The sequence below is a fragment of the Streptomyces rubiginosohelvolus genome, assembly GCF_014649875.1.
Classification (GTDB): domain Bacteria; phylum Actinomycetota; class Actinomycetes; order Streptomycetales; family Streptomycetaceae; genus Streptomyces; species Streptomyces rubiginosohelvolus.
The window spans coordinates 401353-422362 of record NZ_BMTW01000001.1; the positions used below are offsets into that span (position 1 = coordinate 401353).

The window sequence follows — 21010 nt, forward strand, 5'->3', positions numbered from 1 at the left end:
AGGTACTAGTGGGAGTGGCCGTGGCCGCCGTGACCGGCGTCGGCCTCTTCCTCGGCCGGCTTCTCGACGACCAGGGTCTCGGTCGTGAGCAGCAGCGACGCGATGGACGCGGCGTTCTCCAGGGCGGAGCGGGTGACCTTGACCGGGTCGATGACGCCGGCCTTGACCAGGTCGCCGTACTCGCCGGTGGCGGCGTTGAAGCCCTGGCCCTTGTCGAGGTCGGCGACCTTGGAGGTGATGACGTAACCCTCCAGGCCGGCGTTCTCGGCGATCCAGCGCAGCGGCTCGACGGCGGCGCGGCGGACGACCGCGACACCGGTGGCCTCGTCGCCGGTCTTGCCGAGGTTGCCCTCCAGGACCTTCACGGCGTGGACGAGGGAGGAGCCACCGCCGGAGACGATGCCCTCCTCGACCGCGGCGCGGGTGGCGGAGATGGCGTCCTCGAGGCGGTGCTTCTTCTCCTTCAGCTCCACCTCGGTGGCGGCGCCGACACGGATGACACACACGCCGCCGGCCAGCTTCGCGAGGCGCTCCTGGAGCTTCTCGCGGTCCCAGTCGGAGTCCGTGGACTCGATCTCGGCCTTGATCTGGTTGACGCGGCCCTTGACGTCCTCGGTGTTGCCACCGCCGTCGACGATGGTCGTGTCGTCCTTGGAGACGGTGACGCGGCGGGCGGTGCCCAGCACGTCCAGACCGGCCTGGTCGAGCTTGAGGCCGACCTCCTCGGCGATGACGGTCGCACCGGTGAGGGTGGCGATGTCGCCGAGCATGGCCTTGCGGCGGTCGCCGAAGCCCGGGGCCTTCACCGCGACGGCGTTGAACGTGCCGCGGATCTTGTTGACGACGAGGGTGGAGAGCGCCTCGCCCTCGACGTCCTCGGCGATGATCAGGAGCGGCTTGGAGCCACCGGACTGGATGACCTTCTCCAGGAGCGGGAGCAGCTCCTGGATGGAGCCGATCTTGCCCTGGTGGATCAGGATGTACGGGTCGTCGAGGACGGCCTCCATACGCTCCTGGTCGGTCACCATGTACGGGGACAGGTAGCCCTTGTCGAAGGCCATGCCCTCGGTGAACTCCAGGTCCAGACCGAAGGTGTTGGACTCCTCGACGGTGATGACACCGTCCTTGCCGACCTTGTCCATCGCGTCCGCGATGAGCTCGCCGACCTGCGGGTCCTGCGCGGAGAGCGCGGCGACGGCGGCGATGTCGGCCTTGTCGTCGATCGGGCGGGCGGTCGCGAGGAGCTCCTCGGAGACGGCCTTGACGGCGGCGTCGATGCCCTTCTTCAGGGCGGCCGGGGAGGCGCCGGCGGCGACGTTGCGCAGACCCTCGCGGACGAGCGCCTGGGCCAGGACGGTCGCGGTGGTGGTGCCGTCACCCGCTACGTCGTTGGTCTTGGTCGCCACCTCCTTGACGAGCTGGGCACCCAGGTTCTCGTACGGGTCGTCGAGCTCGACCTCGCGCGCGATGGTGACACCGTCGTTGGTGATGGTGGGAGCGCCGAACTTCTTGTCGATGACGACGTTGCGGCCCTTGGGGCCGATCGTCACCTTGACCGTGTCGGCAAGCTTGTTGACGCCGCGCTCAAGGGCGCGACGGGCGTCCTCGTCGAACTTCAGAATCTTCGCCATGGGCTGTATCCCTCTCAAAATGAACTGCGCCCCTCGCCGCCCGGCTAGTTGTTACGCAGGGGGCCAGGGGCGCAGAACACAAGCAAACGTGGGTGAATTACTTCTCGACGATCGCGAGGACGTCGCGGGCCGAGAGGACGAGGTACTCCTCGCCGTTGTACTTCACCTCGGTGCCGCCGTACTTGCTGTACAGGACGACGTCGCCGGTCTTGACGTCGAGCGGAAGCCGCTCGCCGTTCTCGAAGCGGCCCGGGCCCACGGCGAGGACGACGCCCTCCTGGGGCTTCTCCTTCGCGGTGTCCGGAATGACCAGGCCGGAAGCCGTGGTCTGCTCGGCGTCGAGCGGCTGGACCACAATGCGGTCCTCGAGCGGCTTGATCGCAACCTTGGAGCTGGTGGTCGACACGATCCGGTCTCCCCCTTCGGAGATCTCACGGGGTTTAACAGTCTGTGGGTGGCGATCGGACCGATCCGTCGTCGCGGGTGCCGGACCTGCCCTGTCGCGCAGAGTGGTGCTGGCACTCTCCAGGGGGGAGTGCCAGACCCGAGACTATGACCGTGATTAGCACTCGGTCAAGCGGAGTGCCAATTCACCACCCGCGCGCCGTCTCGATCGGGGCTCCGTCGGATCACCGTCCGGACAACGCGGGGGCGGAGCTTCACGTTCCGTAGGACGGTACGGAGATGACGCACTCGGGGAGCCGCCTGCCGGGACGACCGGACGAGAGAGCCGTATCGCGGCAGCCGTCGTCGAGCCCCGGCGGCTGCGCGGACCCGCTGATGGGCGTGCTGCTGGTGGTCGCGGAGGCGGCGGGCGGGGCACTGCTGGTGCTGTGGCTGGCGGTGCGGGGCCTGACGCGGTCGCGTGAGGCGACCGAGGGGAAGGTGTCCGCACCTCCGCCCGCGGACCCGGGCACGGACTGGACGCCGGTCGTCGTGGCCGCCGCCCTCGCCCTCCTGGTCGCCTGCGTCGCCCTGGGGCTGCTGCGCGGCGGCTGGTACTGGTCCGGCGGGATGCAGGTGGTGGTCGCATTGACCCTGGGCGTAGGCGTCCTGTCCTTCCTGGTCGAGGGCGGCGGTCAGGAACCCCCGGACCCGGCCCCCACCTGGAACTCCCCGCCCTGCCTCAGCGGGGGCGACAGTGACGAGTGCGCGCGCAGCGGGGGCTGAGCGCGCACTCGGGGCCGGTTACGGGGGGGGGGACGGGTCAGACGTAGTCCTCCAGCTTCGCCACCGCGTATCCCTTGTCCGTGATGGTCTTCATGACGCGGCGGACCATGTCGGGCATCGAGCCCTTCCAGTCCTCCTTGCCCCGGAAGTGGGTGAGCACGATGTCGCCGGGGTGCAGGTCCTGGTCCCACTCGCGCCATTCCATGCGGTCGGGGAAGGCCTCGGACGACCACAGCGGTACGGCGGTGATCCCGCAGGACTTGGCGACGACGAGGGTGTCGCGGTTGTAGTTGCCGTAGGGCGGGCGGAAGAGCGTGGGGCGCTTGCCGTAGTGCTTGAGGATCTTCTCCTGCTGGCCGCAGATCTCCCGCTTCTGCTCGGCGTGGGAGAGGCCGGGCAGATAGCGGTGGTTGAGGGTGTGGTTGCTGATGGTCACCCCGCGCTGCTGCATCTTCTTGAAGTAGCCGTAGTCGTCGTTGATGACGTAGTCGCTGACGAACGCGCTGTAGGGGATGTCCAACTCGGTCATCATCCGCAGCAGTTCGGGGTCCTTCTCGGCCCCGTCGTCCATCGTCAGGAAGACGATCCTCTCCTTGGTCGGGACGGTGGTGAAGACCGGCGGCAGCCCCTTGTCGTTCCGGACCTCGAACCCCTTGCGGGTGGTGATGCGCGGCTTCACCTTCGGCGGCTCGGGGGCAGCGAGCGGGACCTTGGCGAGCCCCCACTTCTTCGCGGCGACGGCCCGCACGGCCTGCTTCTTCCTGACCGTCTCGGCGTACGTGTCCTGGGCCCGGGCGGGCCCGGCCTGCGGGGCCGCGTCGCCCGACCGGCCGACGGTGGGCTTCGCGGGCGCGCCGGGAGCCCCCGTGCCACCGCCACCCGTCTCCGCCGCGCATCCGGAGGCGACGGCGGCGGCCAGCAGGGCCGCCAGCACGACGACGCCCGACCCGTACCGCTTTCCGCCTGACTTTTCGTTTTGTCGTACTAGCTGCATGGCGCCGCATCCTGCCAGCCGCCACCCCGTGCGCCCTTTCCGACACCGCGAGCGGACCGGCGCCGTCCCCCGGGCGGCCCACAGGGACCTCCACCGGCGCACCGGTCACAATGGACCGGGTGAACGCAACGACCCCCTCCGCCTCCTCGGCCGACGACCCCGCCCGTGCCGCCTTCGCCGCGCTGCGGACTCCCGAGGGCGCGCAGCTGCTGGCCGAGCTGCGCGACCACGACCCCGCCGACGAGCTGGCCACCGCGACCCGGCTGCGCCGCGCGCACCCGGCGGAGCTGGTGTCGGCGGCCCTGGGCCAGGCCCGGCTGCGGCAGCGGGCGGCCGTCAAGTTCGGGGCCGAGGACGCCTACCGGATGTACTTCACGCCCAACGGGGTCGAGCAGGCCACCCGCACCTCGGTCGCCGCCCACCGCGCCGCCCGGTTCGCCGGGCTCGGCGTGCGGAGCGTGGCCGACCTGTGCTGCGGCATCGGCGGCGACGCCATCGCCCTGGCCCGCGCCGGGATCTCCGTGCTCGCCGTGGACCGCGACCCGCTGACGGCCGAGGTGGCCCGCGCCAACGCCGAGGCGCTGGGGCTCGCGGACCTGATCGAGGTGCGGTGCGCCGACGTCACGGAGATCGACACCGCCCCGTACGACGCGGTCTTCGTCGACCCGGCCCGGCGCGGCGGACGCGGCAGGATCTTCGACCCGGAGGCCTACTCACCGCCGCTCTCCTGGGCCACGGCCGCCGCGCTGAAGGCCCCCAGGGCGGCGCTGAAGATCGCCCCGGGCATCCCGCACGAGGCGATCGGCCGGGAGGCGGAGGCCGAGTGGATCTCGGACGGCGGGGACGTGAAGGAGGCGGTGCTCTGGTACGGGGAGGGCTTCGCGCCCGGCGCGTTCCGGGCCACGCTGCTGCCGTCCGGGGCGACCCTGAGCGCCCCGGCCCCGCTGCCGGCCCCGCCGGTGGGCCCGGTCGGGCGCTATCTGTACGAGCCGGACGGCGCGGTGATCCGGGCCCATCTGGTGGCGGACCTCGTGGAGCGGTGCGGCGGGCGGCTGGTGGACGAGACGATCGCGTACATCACGAGCGACGAGCCGTACTCCTCGCCGTACGTCGCCGGGTACGAGATCACCGACGAGCTGCCGTTCAGCATGAAGCGGCTGAAGGCGCTGCTGCGGGAGCGTCAGATCGGCGTGCTGACCGTCAAGAAGCGGGGTTCGGCGGTCGAACCGGAGGAGCTGCGGCGCCGGATGAAGCTGAGCGGTCCGGGCTCGGCGACCGTGTTCCTGACCCGGGTGGCGGGGGCCCCGACGATGCTGATCGGCCATCCGCTGGGCTGACCGGGACGGCCCCGGCGCCCGTACCGCCGCTCCCCCTCAGCACGCGCACCACCCAGCGGCGGTGGGCCAGGGCCGTCACCCCGCCGACCAGCGCGGTCAGCCAGGCGACCATGCCGACGCCCATCACCAGGGCGACCAGCCCGTAGGTCTCACGGCCCGGCCGTGCGCTCGCCGGTCCGATGACGCAGAGGGCGAGCCCCACCGCGCCCAGGACGAACGACAGCAGCAGCCAGGTGAGGCTCATCCCGGGCATCCGCAGCCGCCGGTCGCGCTCCGGGTCGCGGTCCAGCGCGCCCCACGCGTCGAGCAGCGAACGGACCTCGCGGTCCCGGGAGATGCCCAGGCAGGCGAAGACGACGGCCGGAATCAGGGCCGCCGCGCCGACGACCAGACTGAAGACTCCGGCGATGCCGCTGAAGAAGTCGGACCCCTGCTCGATGAAGACGAGCCCCGAGCCCACCACGCTCCAGCCGGTCGCGGCGAGCGCCGCCCACATCCACAGCAGCCCGAGCCGCCCCGGCCCCACGTGCATCTTCACCAGCTCGCCCAGGACCACGGCCCGGTCGGCGAGCATCGCCTCGCGGTCGGGCCAGGACCGGATCTCGACGGGCGGCGGAGGGGGAGGCAGCGGGGCACGGCGTGGCATGCGCAGAACACTACCGATCCGGTCGCAGGGGCCGGACTGCCGGTCAGGCGTCGCGCAGGGCCTGGAGGTTCAGCTTGCCCATGCCGAGCATCGCCTTCATCGCCCGGCCCGCCTTCGCCGGGTCCGGGTCGGCCAGCAGGCGCGGCAGCTCGTTGGGCACGATCTGCCAGGACACCCCGAACTTGTCCTTGAGCCAGCCGCACTGGCCCTCCTCGCCGCCCTCGGAGAGCGCGGCCCAGAACCGGTCCACCTCGGCCTGGTCGGCGCAGTCGACGGAGAGCGAGATCGCCTCGGTGAAGGGGAACTGCGGGCCGCCGTTGAGCCCCATGTAGTCCTGCCCGGCGAGCCGGAAGCCGACGGTGAGCACCGAGCCCTTCCGGCCGGGGGCCTCGTCGCCGTAGTAGGTGATGTCCCCGATCCGGGAGTCACCGCCGAAGATCGCGACGTAGTGCTCGGCCGCCTCCTCGGCCTGACCGTCGAACCAGAGACACGGGGTGATCTTCTGCATGACCTTCACCTCTTCGGGCCGTCCACACCTCCGGGCCGGGCGGTCCGGACGTCGTGGAAGGTAGACCGGGGCCGCCGCCGGAACTCATCGGACACGCGACGGGACCCCCGCGCCTCACCCCACTGCTTCGAACCGCCACCGGTGCACGGCCCGGGTGATCAGGGCGGCGTCGGGCTCGGGGAGTTCGGGGAGGTCGTCCCCGTACGAGGCGTCCGGCCACCAGGTCATCACGAGCACCCGGTCCTGCGGAGCGCGCAGCAGTTCGCGGCGGGCGGGCTCACGGGACAGCTCGGCGGACCGGGCGCGGGCCCACTCCAGAAGCTCGCCGCCCCGGCCCTCCACGGCCCGGGCCTCCCACATCAGGACGATGGTCGCGTCGCCGCTCATGAGTACAGGTTGTCCTTGCTGATCTCGTGCACGTGATCGTGGTCGTGGGAGTGCGCGTGGGCGTGCGCGGTCCCCGGCACGTGCGGCTCCGTGACCGGCAGCGAGGAGTCGGCCGACAGCTCCAGGTCGGAGGGGAGCCGGTTGCGGGCGACCATCTCCGCGCCGAGCGCCGCGACCATCGCGCCGTTGTCGGTGCAGAGCTTCGGGCGGGGCACCCGCAGCCGGATCCCGGCCCGTTCGCACCGCTCCTGGGCCAGGGCGCGCAGCCGGGAGTTGGCCGCGACACCGCCGCCGATCATCAGGTGGTCGACGCCCTCGTCCTTGCAGGCCCGCACGGCCTTTCGGGTGAGCACGTCCACCACGGCCTCCTGGAAGGACGCCGCCACATCCCGTACGGGCACCTCCTCGCCCGCCGCGCGCTTCGCCTCGATCCAGCGTGCGACCGACGTCTTCAGCCCGGAGAAGGAGAAGTCGTACGGGGCGTCGCGCGGGCCGGTCAGACCGCGCGGGAACGCGATGGCCTTCGGGTCGCCCTCCTTCGCGAGCCGGTCGATCACGGGCCCGCCGGGGAAGCCCAGATTCAGCACCCGGGCGATCTTGTCGAACGCCTCGCCCGCCGCGTCGTCGATCGTCGCGCCCAGCGGGCGGACGTCGGCGGTGATGTCGGGGGCCAGGAGCAGGGACGAGTGGCCGCCGCTGACCAGCAGGGCCATCGTCGGCTCGGGCAGCGGCCCGTGCTCCAGCTGGTCGACGCAGATGTGCGAGGCGAGGTGGTTGACGCCGTAGAGCGGCTTGCCGAGGGCGTACGCGTACGCCTTGGCGGCCGAGACGCCGACGAGCAGGGCTCCGGCGAGCCCGGGTCCTGAGGTGACGGCGATGCCGTCGAGGTCGCGGGCGCTGACGCCCGCCTCCTTCAGGGCGCGCTCGATGGTGGGGACCATCGCCTCCAGGTGGGCGCGGGAGGCGATCTCCGGGACGACGCCGCCGAAGCGGGCGTGGGTGTCGACGCTGGAGGCGACGGCGTCGGCGAGCAGGGTCGTGCCGCGCACGATGCCGACGCCGGTCTCGTCGCAGGAGGTCTCGATGCCGAGTACGAGGGGTTCGTCGGCAGCCATCATTCAGTCCCGGTCTCTGGTGCGTTGTCCGTCGCGTGTTCGTGCAGGGTGAGGCGCATGACCAGGGCGTCGATGTTCCCCGGCTGGTAGTAGCCGCGCCGGAAGCCGATGGGCTCGAAGCCGAAGCGCTCGTACAGCTTCTGCGCGCGGGTGTTGTCGACCCGGACCTCCAGCAGCACGGTGGCGCATTCGAAGGCGGTCGCGGCCTTCAGCAGGTCGCTGAGGAGTTCGGAGCCGAGTCCGGTGCCCCAGGCCTCGCGGCTGACCGCGATGGTCTGGACGTCGGAGAGGTCGCCGAGGGCGGCGAGCCCCGCGTATCCGACGATACGCCCGGTGGCGGGCTCCTCGGCGACGACGTAGTGGCGGGTGGCGCCGGGGCCGCGGGCGTGGGCCAGCTCGGACCAGAACATGCCGGGCGACCAGGCGTCGTCCGGGAACAGCGCGTGTTCGAGCTCCAGCACCGGTTCGATGTCCCACCAGCGCATCTCGCGCAGGACGGCGGTGGCGGCGGCGCTCACTTGGGGGTGACCACCTTGTAGTTCTTCGGGACCTGGGCGTCGGGCCGGCGCAGATAGAGCGGCTGCGGCGCCGGCAGCTCCTGCCCGGCGGCGAGACGCTCGGCGGCGAGCGCGGCGAGCGCCCCGGCGGCCACGTGCTCGGGGCCGCGCCGGTCCGGGAAGGACTCCGGGTAGAGCACCGCGCCCGCGCCGACGACGGGGAGCCCCGCGACGGCTTCGGCGATGTCGGCGGGCCGGTCGACGGCGGGTTCGCCCGTACGGGTGCGGGCGTTCTCGTACCGCGCCCAGTACACCTCCTTGCGGCGGGCGTCCGTCGCCACGACGAAGGGGCCCTCCAGGCCGTCCTGCCCCGCGGCGTACGCGATCCCGTCCAGGGTGCACACACCGTGGACCGGTACGGAGAGGGCGGAGCCGAAGGTGGCGGCGGTGACAAGGCCGACGCGCAGACCGGTGTACGGGCCGGGGCCGACACCGACGACCACGCCCGTCACGGCGTCGAGCTTCGTCCCGGCCTCGGCGAGGACCCGGTCGACGGCGGGGAGCAACAGCTCCCCGTGCCTGCGGGCGTCGACCTGTCCGGAGGAGGCGATGACGGACGTGCCGTCGTGCAGGGCGACGGTGACGGCGGGGGTGGCGGTATCCATGGCGAGCAAGAGCACAGCAAATAGCCTACGGCTCCGCCGACGGCGTTACGGCGCCCGTACGGCGTCCCGGCCCGCACCCGTGCTGCTGCTACCGTCACCGGGTATCCGGGGGGTACGACGTAAACGCTTGTACGACATGCGGCAGACGGCCGCCGAAAGGGGAGTTCAGGTGGCAAGGAGCAGCTCGGGAATCGTGGCCGGGCTCACCGCCGCGGCGGTCGCCGGGGTCGCCTTCCTCGCTTACCAGGCCTCGGCGAACGCCCCCGGCTCGGTGGCCTCCTCCCCCGGTCCCAAGGCCTCCGCCACGGCCCCGGCCAAGCCCTCCGCCAAGCCGAAGCCGGCCGACCCGCTGGCGATCCCGGCGGCGTCCGGCACGGGTGAGCGCGTGGTGTACGCGCTGAAGGACCGCCGGGTGTGGCTGGTCAACGAGGACGGGAAGTCGATCCGGACCTTCACGGTCATGCCGAGCCCGATCAGCCCGCCGCCCGGGGTCCACAAGGTCACCTCGCGCTCCGGCACGGTCCAGGGCTCGGACGGCGTCCCGATCGAGCACGTGGTCCGCTTCGCGAACGTGGACGAGGTGGCGATCGGCTTCAGCGCCGCGCAGGACGGCTCGATGGCCAGCCCGGACCCGACGTCGAAGACCGGCGGCGTGCGGATGAAGCGCGCGGACGGCAACGCGGTGTGGACCTTCGCGACGGTCGGCGCGAAGGTCGTCGTCGTCCCGTAGCCGCCGGGCGCCCTCTAGGCCGCGTGGCGCCGGACGGCGTCCGTGTGGCCGCCGCCCCCGTCCCGGTCCGCCGCGCCGGAGGCTTCGCAGGCCTCCGGGGTGTCGCTCGGCGGGGTGGAGACCGCGGTGGCCGCGGCGCACGAGGCCAGCAGGTCTTTCATCGACAGGGCGGACGGAGTCGGTCGCGCTGCGCGCTCGGGCGTCGGCATGGATGCCTCCTGGGGGCTCCGGTGGAGGGCGCGGTTAGGTAAGCCTAACCACACCTCGTACCCATGTGACCATGACCACGGTCTCCCGCGCAACAATTTACCGACGCCCTGTCGGGAAGGCCACCCCCGGGCGTTACGCCAGCGCCTCCCGCAGCCCCGCCCAGCGCGCCCCGATGCCCACCAGGGTTACTTCGCGCCGCTCGTCGTCGGTGTCGCCGGTAGCGCGGTCGATGAGGACCCGCAGCCGGTCCTCCGAGAGCTCCTCGACCTTGCCGTCGCCCCACTCCACGACCACCACCGACTCGGGCAGCGACACGTCCAGGTCCAGGTCCTCCATCTCGTCGAGCCCGCCGCCCAGGCGGTACGCGTCGACGTGGACCAGGGCGGGGCCCTGGACCAGCGAGGGGTGGACGCGGGCGATGACGAAGGTGGGCGAGGTGACTGCGCCGCGCACGCCGAGGCCTTCACCGAGGCCCCGGGTCAGGGTGGTCTTCCCGGCGCCCAGCTCGCCCGTGAGCATCACGAGGTCGCCGGGGGCCAGCACCCGGGCGAGGCGGCGGCCCAGGTCCTGCATCTGTTCGGGGGAGGTGACGGTGAGCGTCACGGTGACGGCCTCGGGCACGGCCCCCACGGGGTCGGTATCGGCCGCCCCGGCGGGCTCGGGAACGGTCTCAGCGGCCGGGCTGTTGTGCGGTGCTTCCATGTCCGCCAACGTTAGCGGCCGGCACCGTGCCGCTGCGGACGAGCAGGTCGGCCAGCCGGTCCGTGACGGTCTCCGGGTGCTCCAGCATCACCAGGTGCCCGGCGTCCGGCACGATCACCAGCTCGGCGTCGGGCAGGACGTCCGCGATGGCCTCGCTGTGCGAGCTGGGCGTCACCAGGTCCTTGTCCCCGGCCAGGATCAGCACCGGCACGTCCCGGAACCCGGGCAGCGCGCCGCTCTTGTCGTGCTCGGTGAACGCCGGGTAGAACTCGGCGACCACATCGATCGGGGTGGCCTCGATCAGCCGTTCCGCGAACCGGGCGACCGCCGGGTCCACGTCCTTCGAGCCGAACGAATACCGCTTGATCAGCCCGGCGAAGAGGTCCGCGGTGGCCCGCCGCCCCTTCTCCACCAGCTCCGCCTGCGAGCCGAGCGCCTTCAGCACGCCCGGCAGCACCCGGCGCACCGCGTTCACGCCCGCCACCGGCAGCCCGAAGTTGACCTCGCCGAGCTTGCCGCTGGAGGTGCCGATCAGGGCGACGGCGGCGACCCGGTCCCGGATCAGCGCCGGGTACTGGTCGGCCAGCGCCATCATCGTCATGCCGCCCATGGAGTGCCCGGCCAGCACCACCGGGCCCTCGGGGGCTGCCGCGTCGATGACCGCCTTCAGATCGCGGCCGAGCTGGTCGATGCCGACCGGCACCCCGTCCGCCTGGGACCGCCCGCGCCCGGAGCGGCCGTGGCTGCGCTGGTCCCAGTAGACGGCGCGGACGAGGCCGCGCAGGGCGGCCCGCTGGAAGTGCCAGGAGTCCTGGCCGAGGCAGTAGCCGTGGCTGAAGACGACGGTGACCGGGGCGGGGGCCTTGCGCCCGAAGAGCCGGCGGCGGCGGGAGCCGGACGCGCCCTCGTCGGCGGTCGTCGGCGCCACCTCCACCTCGTCGATCTCGTAGTACAGCTCGGTCCCGTCGTCGGCGACGGCCCGGCCCGGGGTGCCGCGGAGCGAGCCGTAGGGCCCGGTCGCGTCCAGCGCGAGGCGGGCCTTCTTGCGCATGCCGCGCCCGACGGTGAGCCGCTCCACGGCGACCCCGGCCGCCGCACCGGCGGCGAGCACCCCTATCGCGGCGCCGGCGATCCCGGCCCGCCGCCAGTTCGCCGCACCGGCCGCTCCTGCCACGTTCGCGGTCGCGGCCACCACGGCCTCCGCGCTGCTCTCGCTCACCGCGGCACGCCTCCGGTCGCCTCGTCGGCCGTCTCGTTCACGTACACCCGGGGCACGCGCGCGCCGATGCGGGTGACGATCTCGTACGCGATGGTGCCGGCGGCCTCCGCCCAGTCCTGCGCGGTCGGCTCGCCCCGGTCGCCCGGCCCGAACAGCACCGCCTCCGCGCCCGCCTCGGGCCGGTCGCCTTCCAGGTCGACGACGAACTGGTCCATGGCGACGCGGCCCGCGACCGTGCGCACCTTCCCGCCGACCAGGACGGGCCCGCTGCCCGAGGCGTGGCGCGGGACGCCGTCCGCGTAGCCGACGGGGATCAGGCCGAGGGTCGTGTCGGCGGGAGTCGTGTAGTGGTGGCCGTAGCTGACGCCGTGTCCGGCCGGGGCGTCCTTGACCAGGGCGACGGCCGCGGCAAGCGTCATCACCGGGCGCAGCCCGAGCTCGGCGGACGTGCCCAGCTCGGGGGCGGGCGAGATGCCGTACATCGCGATGCCGGTCCGCACGAGGTCGAAGTGCGCCTCGGGGATCGTCAGCGTGGCCGGGGAGTTGGCCAGGTGCCGCACCTCGGGCTCCACGCCCTCCTTCTCGGCGTACGCCACCAGGTCGCGGTAGACGGCGAGCTGGGCGGCGATCGAGGGGTGGCCGGGCTCGTCGGCGCAGGCGAAGTGGGACCAGAGTCCGGTGATCCGGAGGTGTCCGGCCCGTTCGGCATCGCGGGCCGCGCCGACCAGTTCGGGCCAGTCGGCGGGCTGGCAGCCGCCCCGGCCGAGGCCGGTGTCGGCCTTGAGCTGGACGCGGGCCGGGCGGCCGGCGGCCTCGGCGGCGGCGATGATCTCGCGCAGCGCCCACAGGCCGCCGGCCGATACGTCGATGTCGGCCTCGATCGCCTCGCGCCAGGGCCCGCCGGGCGTCCACAGCCAGCACATGATCCGGCCGTCGAGTCCGGCCGCCCGCAGCGCGAGCGCCTCGTGCGGGGTGGCGGTGCCGAGCCAGGTCGCCCCGGCCGCCCGCGCGGCCCGCGCGCAGGGCACCGCGCCGTGCCCGTACCCGTCGGACTTCACGACGGCCATGAGCTGCGCACCGGCCGCCCGCTCGCGCAGGACGCGCACATTGGCGCGCAGCGCGGCGAGGTCGATCTCGGCACGGGCTCTCAGGGACGCTGTCTCGTTCATCGCGCCCAGTGTCTCAGAGGCGTCGGCCGCGTCCCCGGCAGCGCACGCCGGTATCCAGACTTATGTACGTTTCATCACATGCTTGAGGTGGTCGACCAGCACCGGGACATGGCTGTCGGCGACGTCCTTGGCGGCGGTGACCAGGGTGACGGGCCCGCCGTCCCGTACCAGCCCCACCAGCCGTTCGACCGCCTCCGTGTGCGCGGTGTCGTCCAGCTCGGCGCGGTAGCGCTCCACGAACTCCTCGTGCCGGCCGGTGCGGTCGTGGTGGTACCAGGAGCGCAGCTCGTTCGAGGGCGTGAGGTCCTTGAGCCATACGTCGACGGCGGCCCGCTCCTTGGAGACGCCCCGGGGCCAGAGCCGGTCGACCAGCACCCGGGTGCCGTCGCCGTCCTCGACCGGGTCGTAGGCCCTGCGCACGCGTACGGGTTCACTCACGCTCCCACCATCGCCCCGGCTCATTCCGCCCGCACGTCGCGCCAGGCCGCCGGGATGCCGTCGGCGACGTCCTGCGCGGAGACCGGTGCCCCGTCGGAGGCGTGCCGGGCGGCGAGCCCGTGCAGATAGGCGCCCACGGACGCGGCGTCACGCGGGGCGAGCCCGGCCGCGAGCAGGGCCCCGGTCAGGCCGGAGAGGACGTCGCCGCTGCCTGCCGTGGCGAGGTAGGCCGTGCCGGTCGGGTTGACCCGGACAGGGGTGTCGCGGGCCTCCGCGATCAGGGTGGTGGAGCCCTTGAGGAGCACGGTGGCGCGGTAGCGGGCGGCCAGTTCGCGCACGGCGGTGAGCCGCCCGGACTCGACCTCCTCGCGGGCCGTGCCGAGCAGCGCGGCGGCCTCCCCCGCGTGCGGGGTGAGGACGGTCGGGGCGGTCCTGGTCCGTACGGTCTCGGCGTCCAGCAGCCGCAGCCCGTCCGCGTCCACGAGCACGGGCACGTCGGCGGCGAGCACATCGGCGACGGCCGCCTCGGCCTGCCGCCCGTCCCCCAGCCCCGGCCCGACCACCCAGGCCTGCACCCGCCCGGCCTTCGACGGCGGCCCGGCGTGCACCAGCGCCTCGGGGAACCGGGCGATCACCGCGTCCGCGCCCGGTCCGACGTACCGCACGGCCCCGGCCCCGCCGCGCAGCGCGCCCGCGACGGCGAGGACGGCGGCGCCCGGGTAGCGCTCGGACCCGGCGACGACGCCGACGACGCCGCGCCGGTACTTGTCGCTCTCCGCGCCCGGCACCGGCAGCAGCGCGGCCACGTCCGCGTACTGGAGCGCCTCCAGGTCCGGCGGCTCGGGCAGTTCCGGGCCGAGCCCGATGTCCACCAGCCGCAGGGCGCCCGCGTGTTCGGCGGCCGGGTCGATCAGGAGGCCCGGCTTGTACGTCCCGAGGGTGACGGTGGCGTCCGCCCGGACGGCCTCGCCGTGCACCTCCCCGGTGTCGGCCTCCACGCCGCTCGGCAGGTCGACGGAGATCACCGGCGTACGGTCGCGGGTAACGGTGTGCACCAGCTCGGTGGCGTCCTCGCGCAGTCCGCCGCGCCCGCCGATCCCGGTGATGCCGTCCACGACGAGATCGAGCACGCCGAGCCCGTCCGGCCCGTCGACGACCTGTCCCCCGGCGGCGCGGAACGCGGCCAGCCCGCCGGGGTGGGCCCGGTCGGGGGCGAGCAGCAGGGCGCGAACGCCCGCGCCCCGGCGGGCGAGGCGGGCACCCGCGTACAGCGCGTCGCCGCCGTTGTCGCCGCTGCCGACGAGGAGCAGGACCCGGGACCCGTACACCCGCCCGTTGCGCCGCAGCAGATCGCCGCAGGCGGCGGCGAGCCCGGCGGCGGCGCGCTGCATCAGGGCGCCCTCGGGCAGGCGTTGCATGAGGGCGGCCTCGGCGGCCCGTACGGTCTCCACGCTGTAGGCACGTCGCATGGGTCCAACCCTCCGCGATCACGGGGCCGGACGCCAGCGCCGTGGGGCGTGGCGGGGTTCATCGGTGCGGGCGCTCACCCGTCGGCGAGGGCGACGGCCGTGGCGGCTCCACTCGGCGACGGCACCGAATCCGCGCCGCGCCGCACACCGTGGCGGGTTCGCCCGGGCGAACGCTCACCCCTCCGCGATGACCACCGCCGACGCCACCCCCGCGTCATGGCTGAGCGAGACGTGCCAGCCCCGTACGCCCAGTTCGGCGGCGCGGGCCGCCACCGTGCCGCTGACCCGCAGCCGGGGCTGCCCGCTCTCCTCGACCCAGACCTCCGCGTCGCTCCAGAGCAGCCCGCCCGGTGCGCCGAGCGCCTTGGCCAGGGCCTCCTTCGCGGCGAACCGGGCGGCGAGCGAGGCGATCCCGCGCCGCTCGCCGCTCGGCAGTGTCAGCTCGCTCTCGACGAAGAGCCGTTCGGCCAGCTGGGGCGTACGCTCCAGCGCCGCGCCGAAGCGCTCGATCTCGGCCACGTCGATGCCGACCCCAATGATCACGGCCCCCACCCTCGTTCGCTCACTTGGTCACTCGCTCACTCCACGGTCACGGACTTCGCCAGATTGCGCGGCTGGTCCACTTCGTTGCCGCGGGCCGTCGCGAGCTCGCAGGCGAAGACCTGGAGCGGCACGGTGGCGACCAGCGGCTGAAGCAGCGTAGGCGTTGCGGGGACGGTGATGAGGTGGTCGGCGTACGGGAGGACGGCGTCGTCGCCCTCCTCGGCGACGACGATCGTGAGCGCGCCCCGGGCCCGGATCTCCTGGATGTTGGAGACGATCTTGTCGTGGAGGACGGAACGCCCGCGCGGTGAGGGGACGATGACGACGACCGGGAGGCCCTCCTCGATGAGCGCGATGGGCCCGTGCTTGAGCTCGCCCGCCGCGAACCCCTCGGCGTGCATGTAGGCGAGTTCCTTGAGCTTGAGCGCGCCTTCGAGGGCGACCGGGTAGCCGACGTGCCGGCCGACGAAGAGGACGGTGTCGTGGTGGGCGAGGGAGCGGGCCAGCTCGCGGACGGGCTCCATGGTCGACAGGACGCTCTCGACCTCGGCGGAGATCGCGGAGAGCTGGCGCACCACCGTACGGATCTCGTCGCCCCATTTCGTGCCGCGCACCTGGCCCAGGTACAGGGCGACGAGGTAGCAGGCGACGAGCTGGGTGAGGAAGGCCTTGGTGGAGGCGACGGCGACCTCGGGTCCGGCGTGCGTGTAGAGCACGGCATCGGATTCGCGCGGGATCGTCGACCCATTCGTATTACAGATGGCGAGCACCTTCGCGCCCTGTTCACGGGCGTGCCGCAGGGCCATCAGGGTGTCCATGGTCTCGCCGGACTGGGAGATGGCGACGACGAGGGTGCGCTGGTCGAGGATCGGGTCCCGGTAGCGGAACTCGCTGGCCAGCTCGGTCTCGCAGGGCAGCCGGGTCCAGTGCTCGATGGCGTACTTGGCGATCATCCCGGCGTGGAACGCGGTCCCGCAGGCGACGATGACGACCTTGTCGACCTCGCGGAGTTCGGCGTCGGGGATGCGCACCTCGTCCAGGGTCAGCGATCCCTCGCCGTCGACCCGGCCGAGGAGGGTGTCGGCGACGGCCTGGGGCTGGTCGGCGATCTCCTTGAGCATGAAGGATGCGTAGCCGCCCTTCTCGGCGGCGGAGGCGTCCCAGTCGACGTGGTACTCCCGCACGTCCGCCGCCTCCCCGTCGAACCCGGTGACGGTGACGCCCTCGGGGCTCAGCTCGACGACCTGGTCCTGGCCCAGCTCGATCGCGGAGCGGGTGTGGGCGATGAAGGCGGCGACGTCGGAGGCGAGGAACCACTCGTCCTGGCCGACGCCCACGACGAGCGGCGAGTTGCGCCGCGCGCCGACGACGACGTCCGGCTGGTCCGCGTGGACGGCGACGAGGGTGAAGGCCCCCTCCAGCCGCCGGCACACCTCCCGCATGGCGTCCGCGAGGTCCCCGCCCGCCGAGAACGCCTCGGCCAGCAGATGCCCTACGACCTCGGTGTCCGTCTCCGACTCCAGGGCGTGCCCGCGCCCGGTCAGCTCCCGTCGCAGGGCCGCGAAGTTCTCGATGATCCCGTTGTGCACGACGGCGACCCGGCCCGCGTTGTCCAGATGCGGATGGGCGTTGACGTCGGTCGGCGCCCCGTGCGTCGCCCACCGGGTGTGCCCGATCCCGGTCCGCCCGGCCGGCAGCGGCCGCTGCCCCAGCTCCTTCTCCAGATTGACGAGCTTGCCCGCCTTCTTCGCGGCGGCGAGCCCGCCGTCCGCGAGAACGGCGACGCCCGCCGAGTCGTAGCCCCGGTATTCGAGGCGCTTGAGTCCCGCGACGACGACGTCCTGCGCCGACTGCATACCGACATAACCCACGATTCCGCACATAGCGGCACCATAAGGCCGGAGGCGGCTCGCGGGAGGAATGTTGGTCACATACAATTCTTTGTACATGCTCCACATGGCGGCGCAGGACGCGCGACGGGAGGACCGGACATGTCAGTGACCCAGATCGACATAGACGATGAAGCTCTGGAGCGGGCGATGGCCCTGTCCAAGGCCCGCACGAAGAAGGAGACCGTCAACATCGCCCTGCGTTTCTACGCCGAGCAGCAGGAGCGGGCGGCGCGCATCAGCCGACACTTCGATCGCGCGCGGACGTGGGGTGCGGTGGAGGACGCCGAGCGGCGGCACCGGGCGGAGAAGGACGGGCAGTGATCTACCTGCTCGACACGTCGGGCCTCGTACGACTGCTCTCCGACGCCGCCCTCCAAGCGGCGTGGTCGGATGCGATCGAGGCCGGAACGGTCGCTTCCTGCTATCCGCAGCGGGTGGAGTTCCTGTACGGCGCGCGGAACGCGCGCGAGTACGACGAGATCGTGGAGATGTTCACCGACCTCTACCCGGACGTTTCCGTGCCGAAGAGCGCGGGACGCTGGATCACCTCGGTCCAGCACCGCATGGCACGCGCCGGACAGCACCGCAGCGCCTCCGCTGTGGACCTGATCATCGCCGCCACAGCGGCCCACCACGGGCTGACGGTCCTTCACGACGACCTTGACTACCGCACGGTCGCCCGGCACGCCCCGGATCTGGGCGAACACAGCGTCCACGACGTGGCCTGAGGCTCCGGTGCGGGACCGCAGGGGATCCCGCACCGGAGTGGATCCGTTCTCACCCCGTCAGGAGCAGTACTGCGCCTCCTTGCCGATCGACCGGTACATGCAGTCCGCGTTCTCGATCAGCTGCAGCACCGCGTCCCGGTTGCGGGAGGTCTCGCGCTCGATGACCTCGTCGGGCGGGTAGAAGCCGCCGCCGGAGGCCGAGCGCGGGTACATCTCGAAGGTGTAGCCGAAGATCTTCTGCGAGCCCCACAGCCAGTCGTCGATCGATCCGTCGGTGATGTACAGGTCGCTGGACTGCTCGGCGGTGTAGCCGTTGCTCGCCGCCATCTTCTGGCCGACGGCCGCGAACGCGTTTCGGTCGTCTGCGGTCATGCCGGGGGCGGTGTCGTTGTACGTGTAGCCGAAGGGCCACAGCACCAGTTCGCTGTACGTGTGGAAGTCGATGGCCGCCGTGATCTGCTGCTTCCCGCCGACCACCCTGCTGCGCACGAAGTCCGCCACGACCTTCGTCTCGGGCGCGGACTCGGCGGCCCGGCCGCGGTAGGTGTCCGACGACGGGCTGGAGGAGGAGCCGCCGCAGCAGCCCCACTTGTAGGCCCAGTTGCGGTTGAGGTCGGTGCCGATCGCGCTGGAGCCGGAGTTGGGCTGCCGGTTCTTGCGCCAGCTGCGGTACGAGCCGGAGGCGATGTCGTACTCGCCGCCGTCCGGGTTCATGTCCGGCACGATCCACAGCTCACGGCCGTTGACCGCCTGCGTGATCCGGGAGTCGGAGCCGTAACCGGCGGTCAACTCGCGGAGCAGGTAGAGCGACATCTCGACGGTGAGGTGCTCACGGGCGTGCTGGTGGGCGGTGAACAGGACCTCGGGTTCGGCCTCGTCGGTGCCCACGTTGTCGCTGACCTTGACCGCGATGATGTCCCGGCCCTGATACGTCTTGCCGATGACCCGCTTGCTCATGATCGAGGGGTTCGCGGCGATGCGGGCGTCGATCGCCGCCGTCATCTCGGCGTAGTTGTGGTAGCGGGAGTCGGCGGGCGGGAAGTCCTGCACGCCGACCCCGTCCGCCGCATGGTCATGCGCGTGGGCGTCGGGCGCGGGCAGGGCCTCCAGGGTGTGGCCACGCGCCCGGAGCTTCTTGGCCTGGGCGGCGTCCGCTGTGATCACGATGCCGTGGTCGTGCACCTCGTCGATCGAGACGCCCGCGCGGGCGATGTCCGTGCGGGCGGCGGGGGTGGTGCGCCCGGTGATCTCGTACTGGAGCACCCGCTCATCGGCGGCGAGGGCCGCGTTCGGGGCGGAGGGCTCGGCCGTGGCGACGGCGGTCGCGGGGGCCGCGAGGCCGAGGGCGAGCAGAACGGCTAGGGCGGCGTTGCGGCGGTTCCTCGCCGGCCGGGTTCTCGGCCGGGAGGTCCGTGGGGTGACAAGTCGCATGCTGGCGTCTCCTGGGTCCGTCGGGGTGGGGGGTGGAGCTGTGCGACGGGCACAGGATGGATCCATGTCATGAGCCGGTCAAGAATAGGGTTCCAGCCATCGCGCCCCTTTTGGCCGAAGGGGAAATGACAGGAAAATGGCGCGGGGAGACCGGGAGGCGGGGATTCCGTGCCCGCCCCGCCTACTCCCCCAGCTTCCGCCGCAGCGCCGCCCGCTCCGGCTCGGTGCCCGCCGCCTCCAGCGCCTCCCGGTACGCCACCGCCGCCTCCCCCTCCCGCCCCAGCCGGGTCAGCAGATCGCCCCGGGCGACCGCGTACGGCGGGTACGCGCGCAGCCTCGGCTCCCCCGCCAGCGCGTCCAGCAGCGCGAGCCCGGCCCCCGGCCCGTCCCGCATCGCCACCGCCACGGCGCGGTTCACCGCCACCACGGGGGACGGCGTGAGGGCGAGCAGCACGTCGTACAGGGCCACGATCTGCGCCCAGTCCGTGGACTCCACGCCCGCCGCCTCGTCGTGCAGGGCGGCGATGGCCGCCTGCACCCCGTAGGGCCCGGCCGGTCCGCCGGTCAGCGCCCGGACCACCAGATCACGGCCCTCCTCGATCATCGCCCGGTCCCAGCGCCCCCGGTCCTGCTCCTCCAGGAGCACCGGCTCGCCCTCCGGGCCCGTCCGCGCGTCGCGCCGGGCGTGGACGAGGAGCAGCAGCGCGAGGAGCCCGGCGGTCTCCCGTTCGGCGGGCAGCAGGCGGTGCAGTATCCGGGCGAGGCGGACCGCCTCCTCCGCCAGGTCGAGCCGCTGGAGACGGGGGCCGGAGCTGGCCGCGTACCCCTCCGTGAACACCGAGTACACGACCTGGAGCACCCCTGGCAGCCGCTCCGGCAGTTCGTCGGGTCCGGGCACCCGGAACGGGATCCGGGCCTCGCGGATCTTCTTCTTAGCCCGCACGATGCGCTGGGCCATGGTCGCCGTCGGTACGAGGAAGGCTCGGGCCACCTCCGGTGTGGTGAGGCCGGCGAGGCAGCGCAGGGTGAGGGCGGTACGGTCCTCGGCAGCGAGGGCCGGGTGGGTGCAGGTGAAGAACAACTGGAGCCGTTCGTCCGGCAGTTCACCGACCCCGGCGACGTCGGCAGCGGGCGCGACGGCGTCGTCCCGTTCCGCGTCGGCCTGGAGGACGGCGAGCCGGGCCGCGTACGCCCGGTCGCGCCGCAGCCGGTCCACGGCCTTGCGCCGCGCGGTCGTCAGCAGCCAGGCCCCCGGGCGGGCGGGGACACCCTCGGCGGGCCAGTGCCGCAGGGCCGCCTCGATCGCCTCGGACGTCACCTCCTCGGCCAGGTCGAGGTCCCCGAACCGGCGGGTGAGGGAGGCCAGCAGCAGCCCGCGCTCCTCCCGGAACACCGCCTCGACGGCTTCGGCGGCCCCGCACCCCTCCCCGGGCGGCCCCGCCCCGAAGGCTCCGGCGGCCCGGGCGTCCTCCGCCGAGGCGCCCCCGCCGGCCGCCGGAAGGTCCTCCTCCGCCGAGGCGTCCTCGCCC

At 72.9% G+C, this 21010-nt stretch carries 23 protein-coding genes; 5 read left to right on the forward strand and 18 right to left on the reverse strand.

Annotated features, from left to right (window positions below; all coding sequences use genetic code 11):
* Positions 1-5: 5 nt before the first annotated feature.
* On the reverse strand, positions 6-1631 hold the full coding sequence (groL, locus tag IE134_RS01760; protein ID WP_030709094.1) for a chaperonin GroEL: 1626 nt from the start codon (positions 1629-1631) through the stop codon (positions 6-8).
* Positions 1632-1728: 97 nt separating this feature from the next.
* Positions 1729-2037, reverse strand: coding sequence for a co-chaperone GroES (gene groES / locus IE134_RS01765; RefSeq protein ID WP_003966899.1), 309 nt, complete (start codon positions 2035-2037; stop codon positions 1729-1731).
* 278 nt (positions 2038-2315) lie between these two features.
* On the opposite strand from groES, the gene IE134_RS01770 reads away from it, so the two are divergent.
* Positions 2316-2801, forward strand: a complete 486-nt coding sequence (locus IE134_RS01770) for a DUF6234 family protein (RefSeq protein WP_189429436.1) — start codon at positions 2316-2318, stop codon at positions 2799-2801.
* 37 nt (positions 2802-2838) lie between these two features.
* Here IE134_RS01770 and IE134_RS01775 read toward each other — a convergent pair whose 3' ends face one another.
* The gene (locus tag IE134_RS01775) at positions 2839-3795 is read right to left on the reverse strand and encodes a polysaccharide deacetylase family protein (protein WP_189429438.1); all 957 of its coding nucleotides are present in this window, start codon (positions 3793-3795) and stop codon (positions 2839-2841) included.
* Positions 3796-3905: 110 nt separating this feature from the next.
* On the opposite strand from IE134_RS01775, the gene IE134_RS01780 reads away from it, so the two are divergent.
* Positions 3906-5132 carry a THUMP-like domain-containing protein gene (locus tag IE134_RS01780; protein WP_189429439.1) on the forward strand — a complete coding sequence of 409 codons (1227 nt, stop codon included), beginning with the start codon at positions 3906-3908 and terminating at the stop codon, positions 5130-5132.
* A gap of 689 nt (positions 5133-5821) precedes the next feature.
* On the opposite strand, the gene IE134_RS01790 is transcribed toward IE134_RS01780, so the two are convergent.
* The 5 genes from IE134_RS01790 to tsaB all read right to left on the reverse strand — a co-directional run bounded on the left by IE134_RS01790 (position 5822) and on the right by tsaB (position 8950).
* Entirely contained in the window at positions 5822-6286 is a 465-nt protein-coding gene (locus IE134_RS01790) for a VOC family protein (protein WP_030709103.1), read from the reverse strand.
* Positions 6287-6400: 114 nt separating this feature from the next.
* Entirely contained in the window at positions 6401-6673 is a 273-nt protein-coding gene (locus IE134_RS01795) for a hypothetical protein (protein ID WP_010058729.1), read from the reverse strand.
* On the reverse strand, positions 6670-7788 hold the full coding sequence (tsaD, locus tag IE134_RS01800; RefSeq protein ID WP_030709105.1) for a tRNA (adenosine(37)-N6)-threonylcarbamoyltransferase complex transferase subunit TsaD: 1119 nt from the start codon (positions 7786-7788) through the stop codon (positions 6670-6672). The genes IE134_RS01795 and tsaD overlap by 4 nt, the downstream gene beginning before the upstream one ends.
* On the reverse strand, positions 7788-8273 hold the full coding sequence (gene rimI, locus IE134_RS01805; protein ID WP_073820905.1) for a ribosomal protein S18-alanine N-acetyltransferase: 486 nt from the start codon (positions 8271-8273) through the stop codon (positions 7788-7790). The genes tsaD and rimI overlap by 1 nt, the downstream gene beginning before the upstream one ends.
* 29 nt (positions 8274-8302) lie before the next feature.
* Complete coding sequence (gene tsaB / locus IE134_RS01810) at positions 8303-8950, reverse strand: tRNA (adenosine(37)-N6)-threonylcarbamoyltransferase complex dimerization subunit type 1 TsaB (protein ID WP_030709109.1); 648 nt, start codon at positions 8948-8950, stop codon at positions 8303-8305.
* A 136-nt stretch (positions 8951-9086) separates the two neighbouring features.
* Between tsaB and IE134_RS01815 the strand changes: the two genes are divergently transcribed.
* Positions 9087-9680 (forward strand): L,D-transpeptidase, encoded by a 594-nt coding sequence (locus IE134_RS01815; protein WP_189429440.1) that lies wholly within the window; start codon positions 9087-9089, stop codon positions 9678-9680.
* 14 nt (positions 9681-9694) lie between these two features.
* Here the strand turns inward: IE134_RS01815 and IE134_RS01820 are convergent, their stop codons facing one another.
* The 8 genes from IE134_RS01820 to glmS form a co-directional block, all read right to left on the reverse strand.
* Complete coding sequence (locus IE134_RS01820; RefSeq protein ID WP_030709113.1) at positions 9695-9889, reverse strand: hypothetical protein; 195 nt, start codon at positions 9887-9889, stop codon at positions 9695-9697.
* 133 nt (positions 9890-10022) lie between these two features.
* Entirely contained in the window at positions 10023-10592 is a 570-nt protein-coding gene (gene tsaE / locus IE134_RS01825; protein ID WP_030709115.1) for a tRNA (adenosine(37)-N6)-threonylcarbamoyltransferase complex ATPase subunit type 1 TsaE, read from the reverse strand.
* Positions 10561-11811: an alpha/beta fold hydrolase gene (locus tag IE134_RS01830; protein WP_030709117.1), complete on the reverse strand. Its 1251-nt coding sequence runs from the start codon at positions 11809-11811 to the stop codon at positions 10561-10563. The genes tsaE and IE134_RS01830 overlap by 32 nt, the downstream gene beginning before the upstream one ends.
* Positions 11808-12980: an alanine racemase gene (gene alr, locus IE134_RS01835; RefSeq protein WP_097885290.1), complete on the reverse strand. Its 1173-nt coding sequence runs from the start codon at positions 12978-12980 to the stop codon at positions 11808-11810. The genes IE134_RS01830 and alr overlap by 4 nt, the downstream gene beginning before the upstream one ends.
* A 60-nt stretch (positions 12981-13040) precedes the next feature.
* Complete coding sequence (locus IE134_RS01840) at positions 13041-13442, reverse strand: DUF488 domain-containing protein (RefSeq protein WP_030709123.1); 402 nt, start codon at positions 13440-13442, stop codon at positions 13041-13043.
* Positions 13439-14887 (reverse strand): NAD(P)H-hydrate dehydratase, encoded by a 1449-nt coding sequence (locus IE134_RS01845; RefSeq protein ID WP_189429441.1) that lies wholly within the window; start codon positions 14885-14887, stop codon positions 13439-13441. The genes IE134_RS01840 and IE134_RS01845 overlap by 4 nt, the downstream gene beginning before the upstream one ends.
* Before the next feature lie 174 nt (positions 14888-15061).
* On the reverse strand, positions 15062-15430 hold the full coding sequence (locus IE134_RS01850) for a holo-ACP synthase (protein ID WP_030709125.1): 369 nt from the start codon (positions 15428-15430) through the stop codon (positions 15062-15064).
* Positions 15431-15465: 35 nt separating this feature from the next.
* On the reverse strand, positions 15466-17313 hold the full coding sequence (gene glmS / locus IE134_RS01855) for a glutamine--fructose-6-phosphate transaminase (isomerizing) (protein ID WP_030709126.1): 1848 nt from the start codon (positions 17311-17313) through the stop codon (positions 15466-15468).
* 108 nt (positions 17314-17421) lie between these two features.
* Between glmS and IE134_RS01860 the strand changes: the two genes are divergently transcribed.
* Positions 17422-17643, forward strand: a complete 222-nt coding sequence (locus tag IE134_RS01860) for a type II toxin-antitoxin system VapB family antitoxin (RefSeq protein WP_010058745.1) — start codon at positions 17422-17424, stop codon at positions 17641-17643.
* Positions 17640-18050 (forward strand): PIN domain-containing protein, encoded by a 411-nt coding sequence (locus IE134_RS01865; RefSeq protein WP_098016936.1) that lies wholly within the window; start codon positions 17640-17642, stop codon positions 18048-18050. The genes IE134_RS01860 and IE134_RS01865 overlap by 4 nt, the downstream gene beginning before the upstream one ends.
* Before the next feature lie 57 nt (positions 18051-18107).
* Here the strand turns inward: IE134_RS01865 and IE134_RS01870 are convergent, their stop codons facing one another.
* A complete protein-coding gene (locus IE134_RS01870) occupies positions 18108-19481 on the reverse strand; it encodes a M14 family metallopeptidase (RefSeq protein WP_189429442.1) in 1374 nt (457 codons plus the stop codon).
* A gap of 181 nt (positions 19482-19662) precedes the next feature.
* Positions 19663-20874 (reverse strand): RNA polymerase sigma factor, encoded by a 1212-nt coding sequence (locus tag IE134_RS01875; RefSeq protein WP_189429913.1) that lies wholly within the window; start codon positions 20872-20874, stop codon positions 19663-19665.
* Positions 20875-21010 lie beyond the last annotated feature (136 nt).

Excerpts from the sequence above, each read along its gene's own strand:
- glmS (WP_030709126.1), bottom strand. The coding sequence starts at position 17,313 with ATGTGCGGAATCGTGGGTTATGTCGGTATGCAGTCGGCGCAGGACGTC.
- IE134_RS01790 (WP_030709103.1), bottom strand. The coding sequence starts at position 6,286 with ATGCAGAAGATCACCCCGTGTCTCTGGTTCGACGGTCAGGCCGAGGAG.
- IE134_RS01775 (WP_189429438.1), bottom strand. The coding sequence starts at position 3,795 with ATGCAGCTAGTACGACAAAACGAAAAGTCAGGCGGAAAGCGGTACGGG.
- IE134_RS01840 (WP_030709123.1), bottom strand. The coding sequence starts at position 13,442 with ATGAGCCGGGGCGATGGTGGGAGCGTGAGTGAACCCGTACGCGTGCGC.
- tsaD (WP_030709105.1), bottom strand. The coding sequence starts at position 7,788 with ATGGCTGCCGACGAACCCCTCGTACTCGGCATCGAGACCTCCTGCGAC.
- IE134_RS01795 (WP_010058729.1), bottom strand. The coding sequence starts at position 6,673 with ATGAGCGGCGACGCGACCATCGTCCTGATGTGGGAGGCCCGGGCCGTG.
- IE134_RS01845 (WP_189429441.1), bottom strand. The coding sequence starts at position 14,887 with ATGCGACGTGCCTACAGCGTGGAGACCGTACGGGCCGCCGAGGCCGCC.
- rimI (WP_073820905.1), bottom strand. The coding sequence starts at position 8,273 with ATGCGCTGGTGGGACATCGAACCGGTGCTGGAGCTCGAACACGCGCTG.
- tsaB (WP_030709109.1), bottom strand. The coding sequence starts at position 8,950 with ATGGATACCGCCACCCCCGCCGTCACCGTCGCCCTGCACGACGGCACG.
- IE134_RS01820 (WP_030709113.1), bottom strand. The coding sequence starts at position 9,889 with ATGCCGACGCCCGAGCGCGCAGCGCGACCGACTCCGTCCGCCCTGTCG.
- IE134_RS01870 (WP_189429442.1), bottom strand. The coding sequence starts at position 19,481 with ATGCGACTTGTCACCCCACGGACCTCCCGGCCGAGAACCCGGCCGGCG.
- IE134_RS01770 (WP_189429436.1), top strand. The coding sequence starts at position 2,316 with ATGACGCACTCGGGGAGCCGCCTGCCGGGACGACCGGACGAGAGAGCC.
- IE134_RS01815 (WP_189429440.1), top strand. The coding sequence starts at position 9,087 with ATGCGGCAGACGGCCGCCGAAAGGGGAGTTCAGGTGGCAAGGAGCAGC.
- alr (WP_097885290.1), bottom strand. The coding sequence starts at position 12,980 with ATGAACGAGACAGCGTCCCTGAGAGCCCGTGCCGAGATCGACCTCGCC.
- IE134_RS01780 (WP_189429439.1), top strand. The coding sequence starts at position 3,906 with ATGGACCGGGTGAACGCAACGACCCCCTCCGCCTCCTCGGCCGACGAC.
- tsaE (WP_030709115.1), bottom strand. The coding sequence starts at position 10,592 with ATGGAAGCACCGCACAACAGCCCGGCCGCTGAGACCGTTCCCGAGCCC.
- IE134_RS01860 (WP_010058745.1), top strand. The coding sequence starts at position 17,422 with ATGTCAGTGACCCAGATCGACATAGACGATGAAGCTCTGGAGCGGGCG.
- groL (WP_030709094.1), bottom strand. The coding sequence starts at position 1,631 with ATGGCGAAGATTCTGAAGTTCGACGAGGACGCCCGTCGCGCCCTTGAG.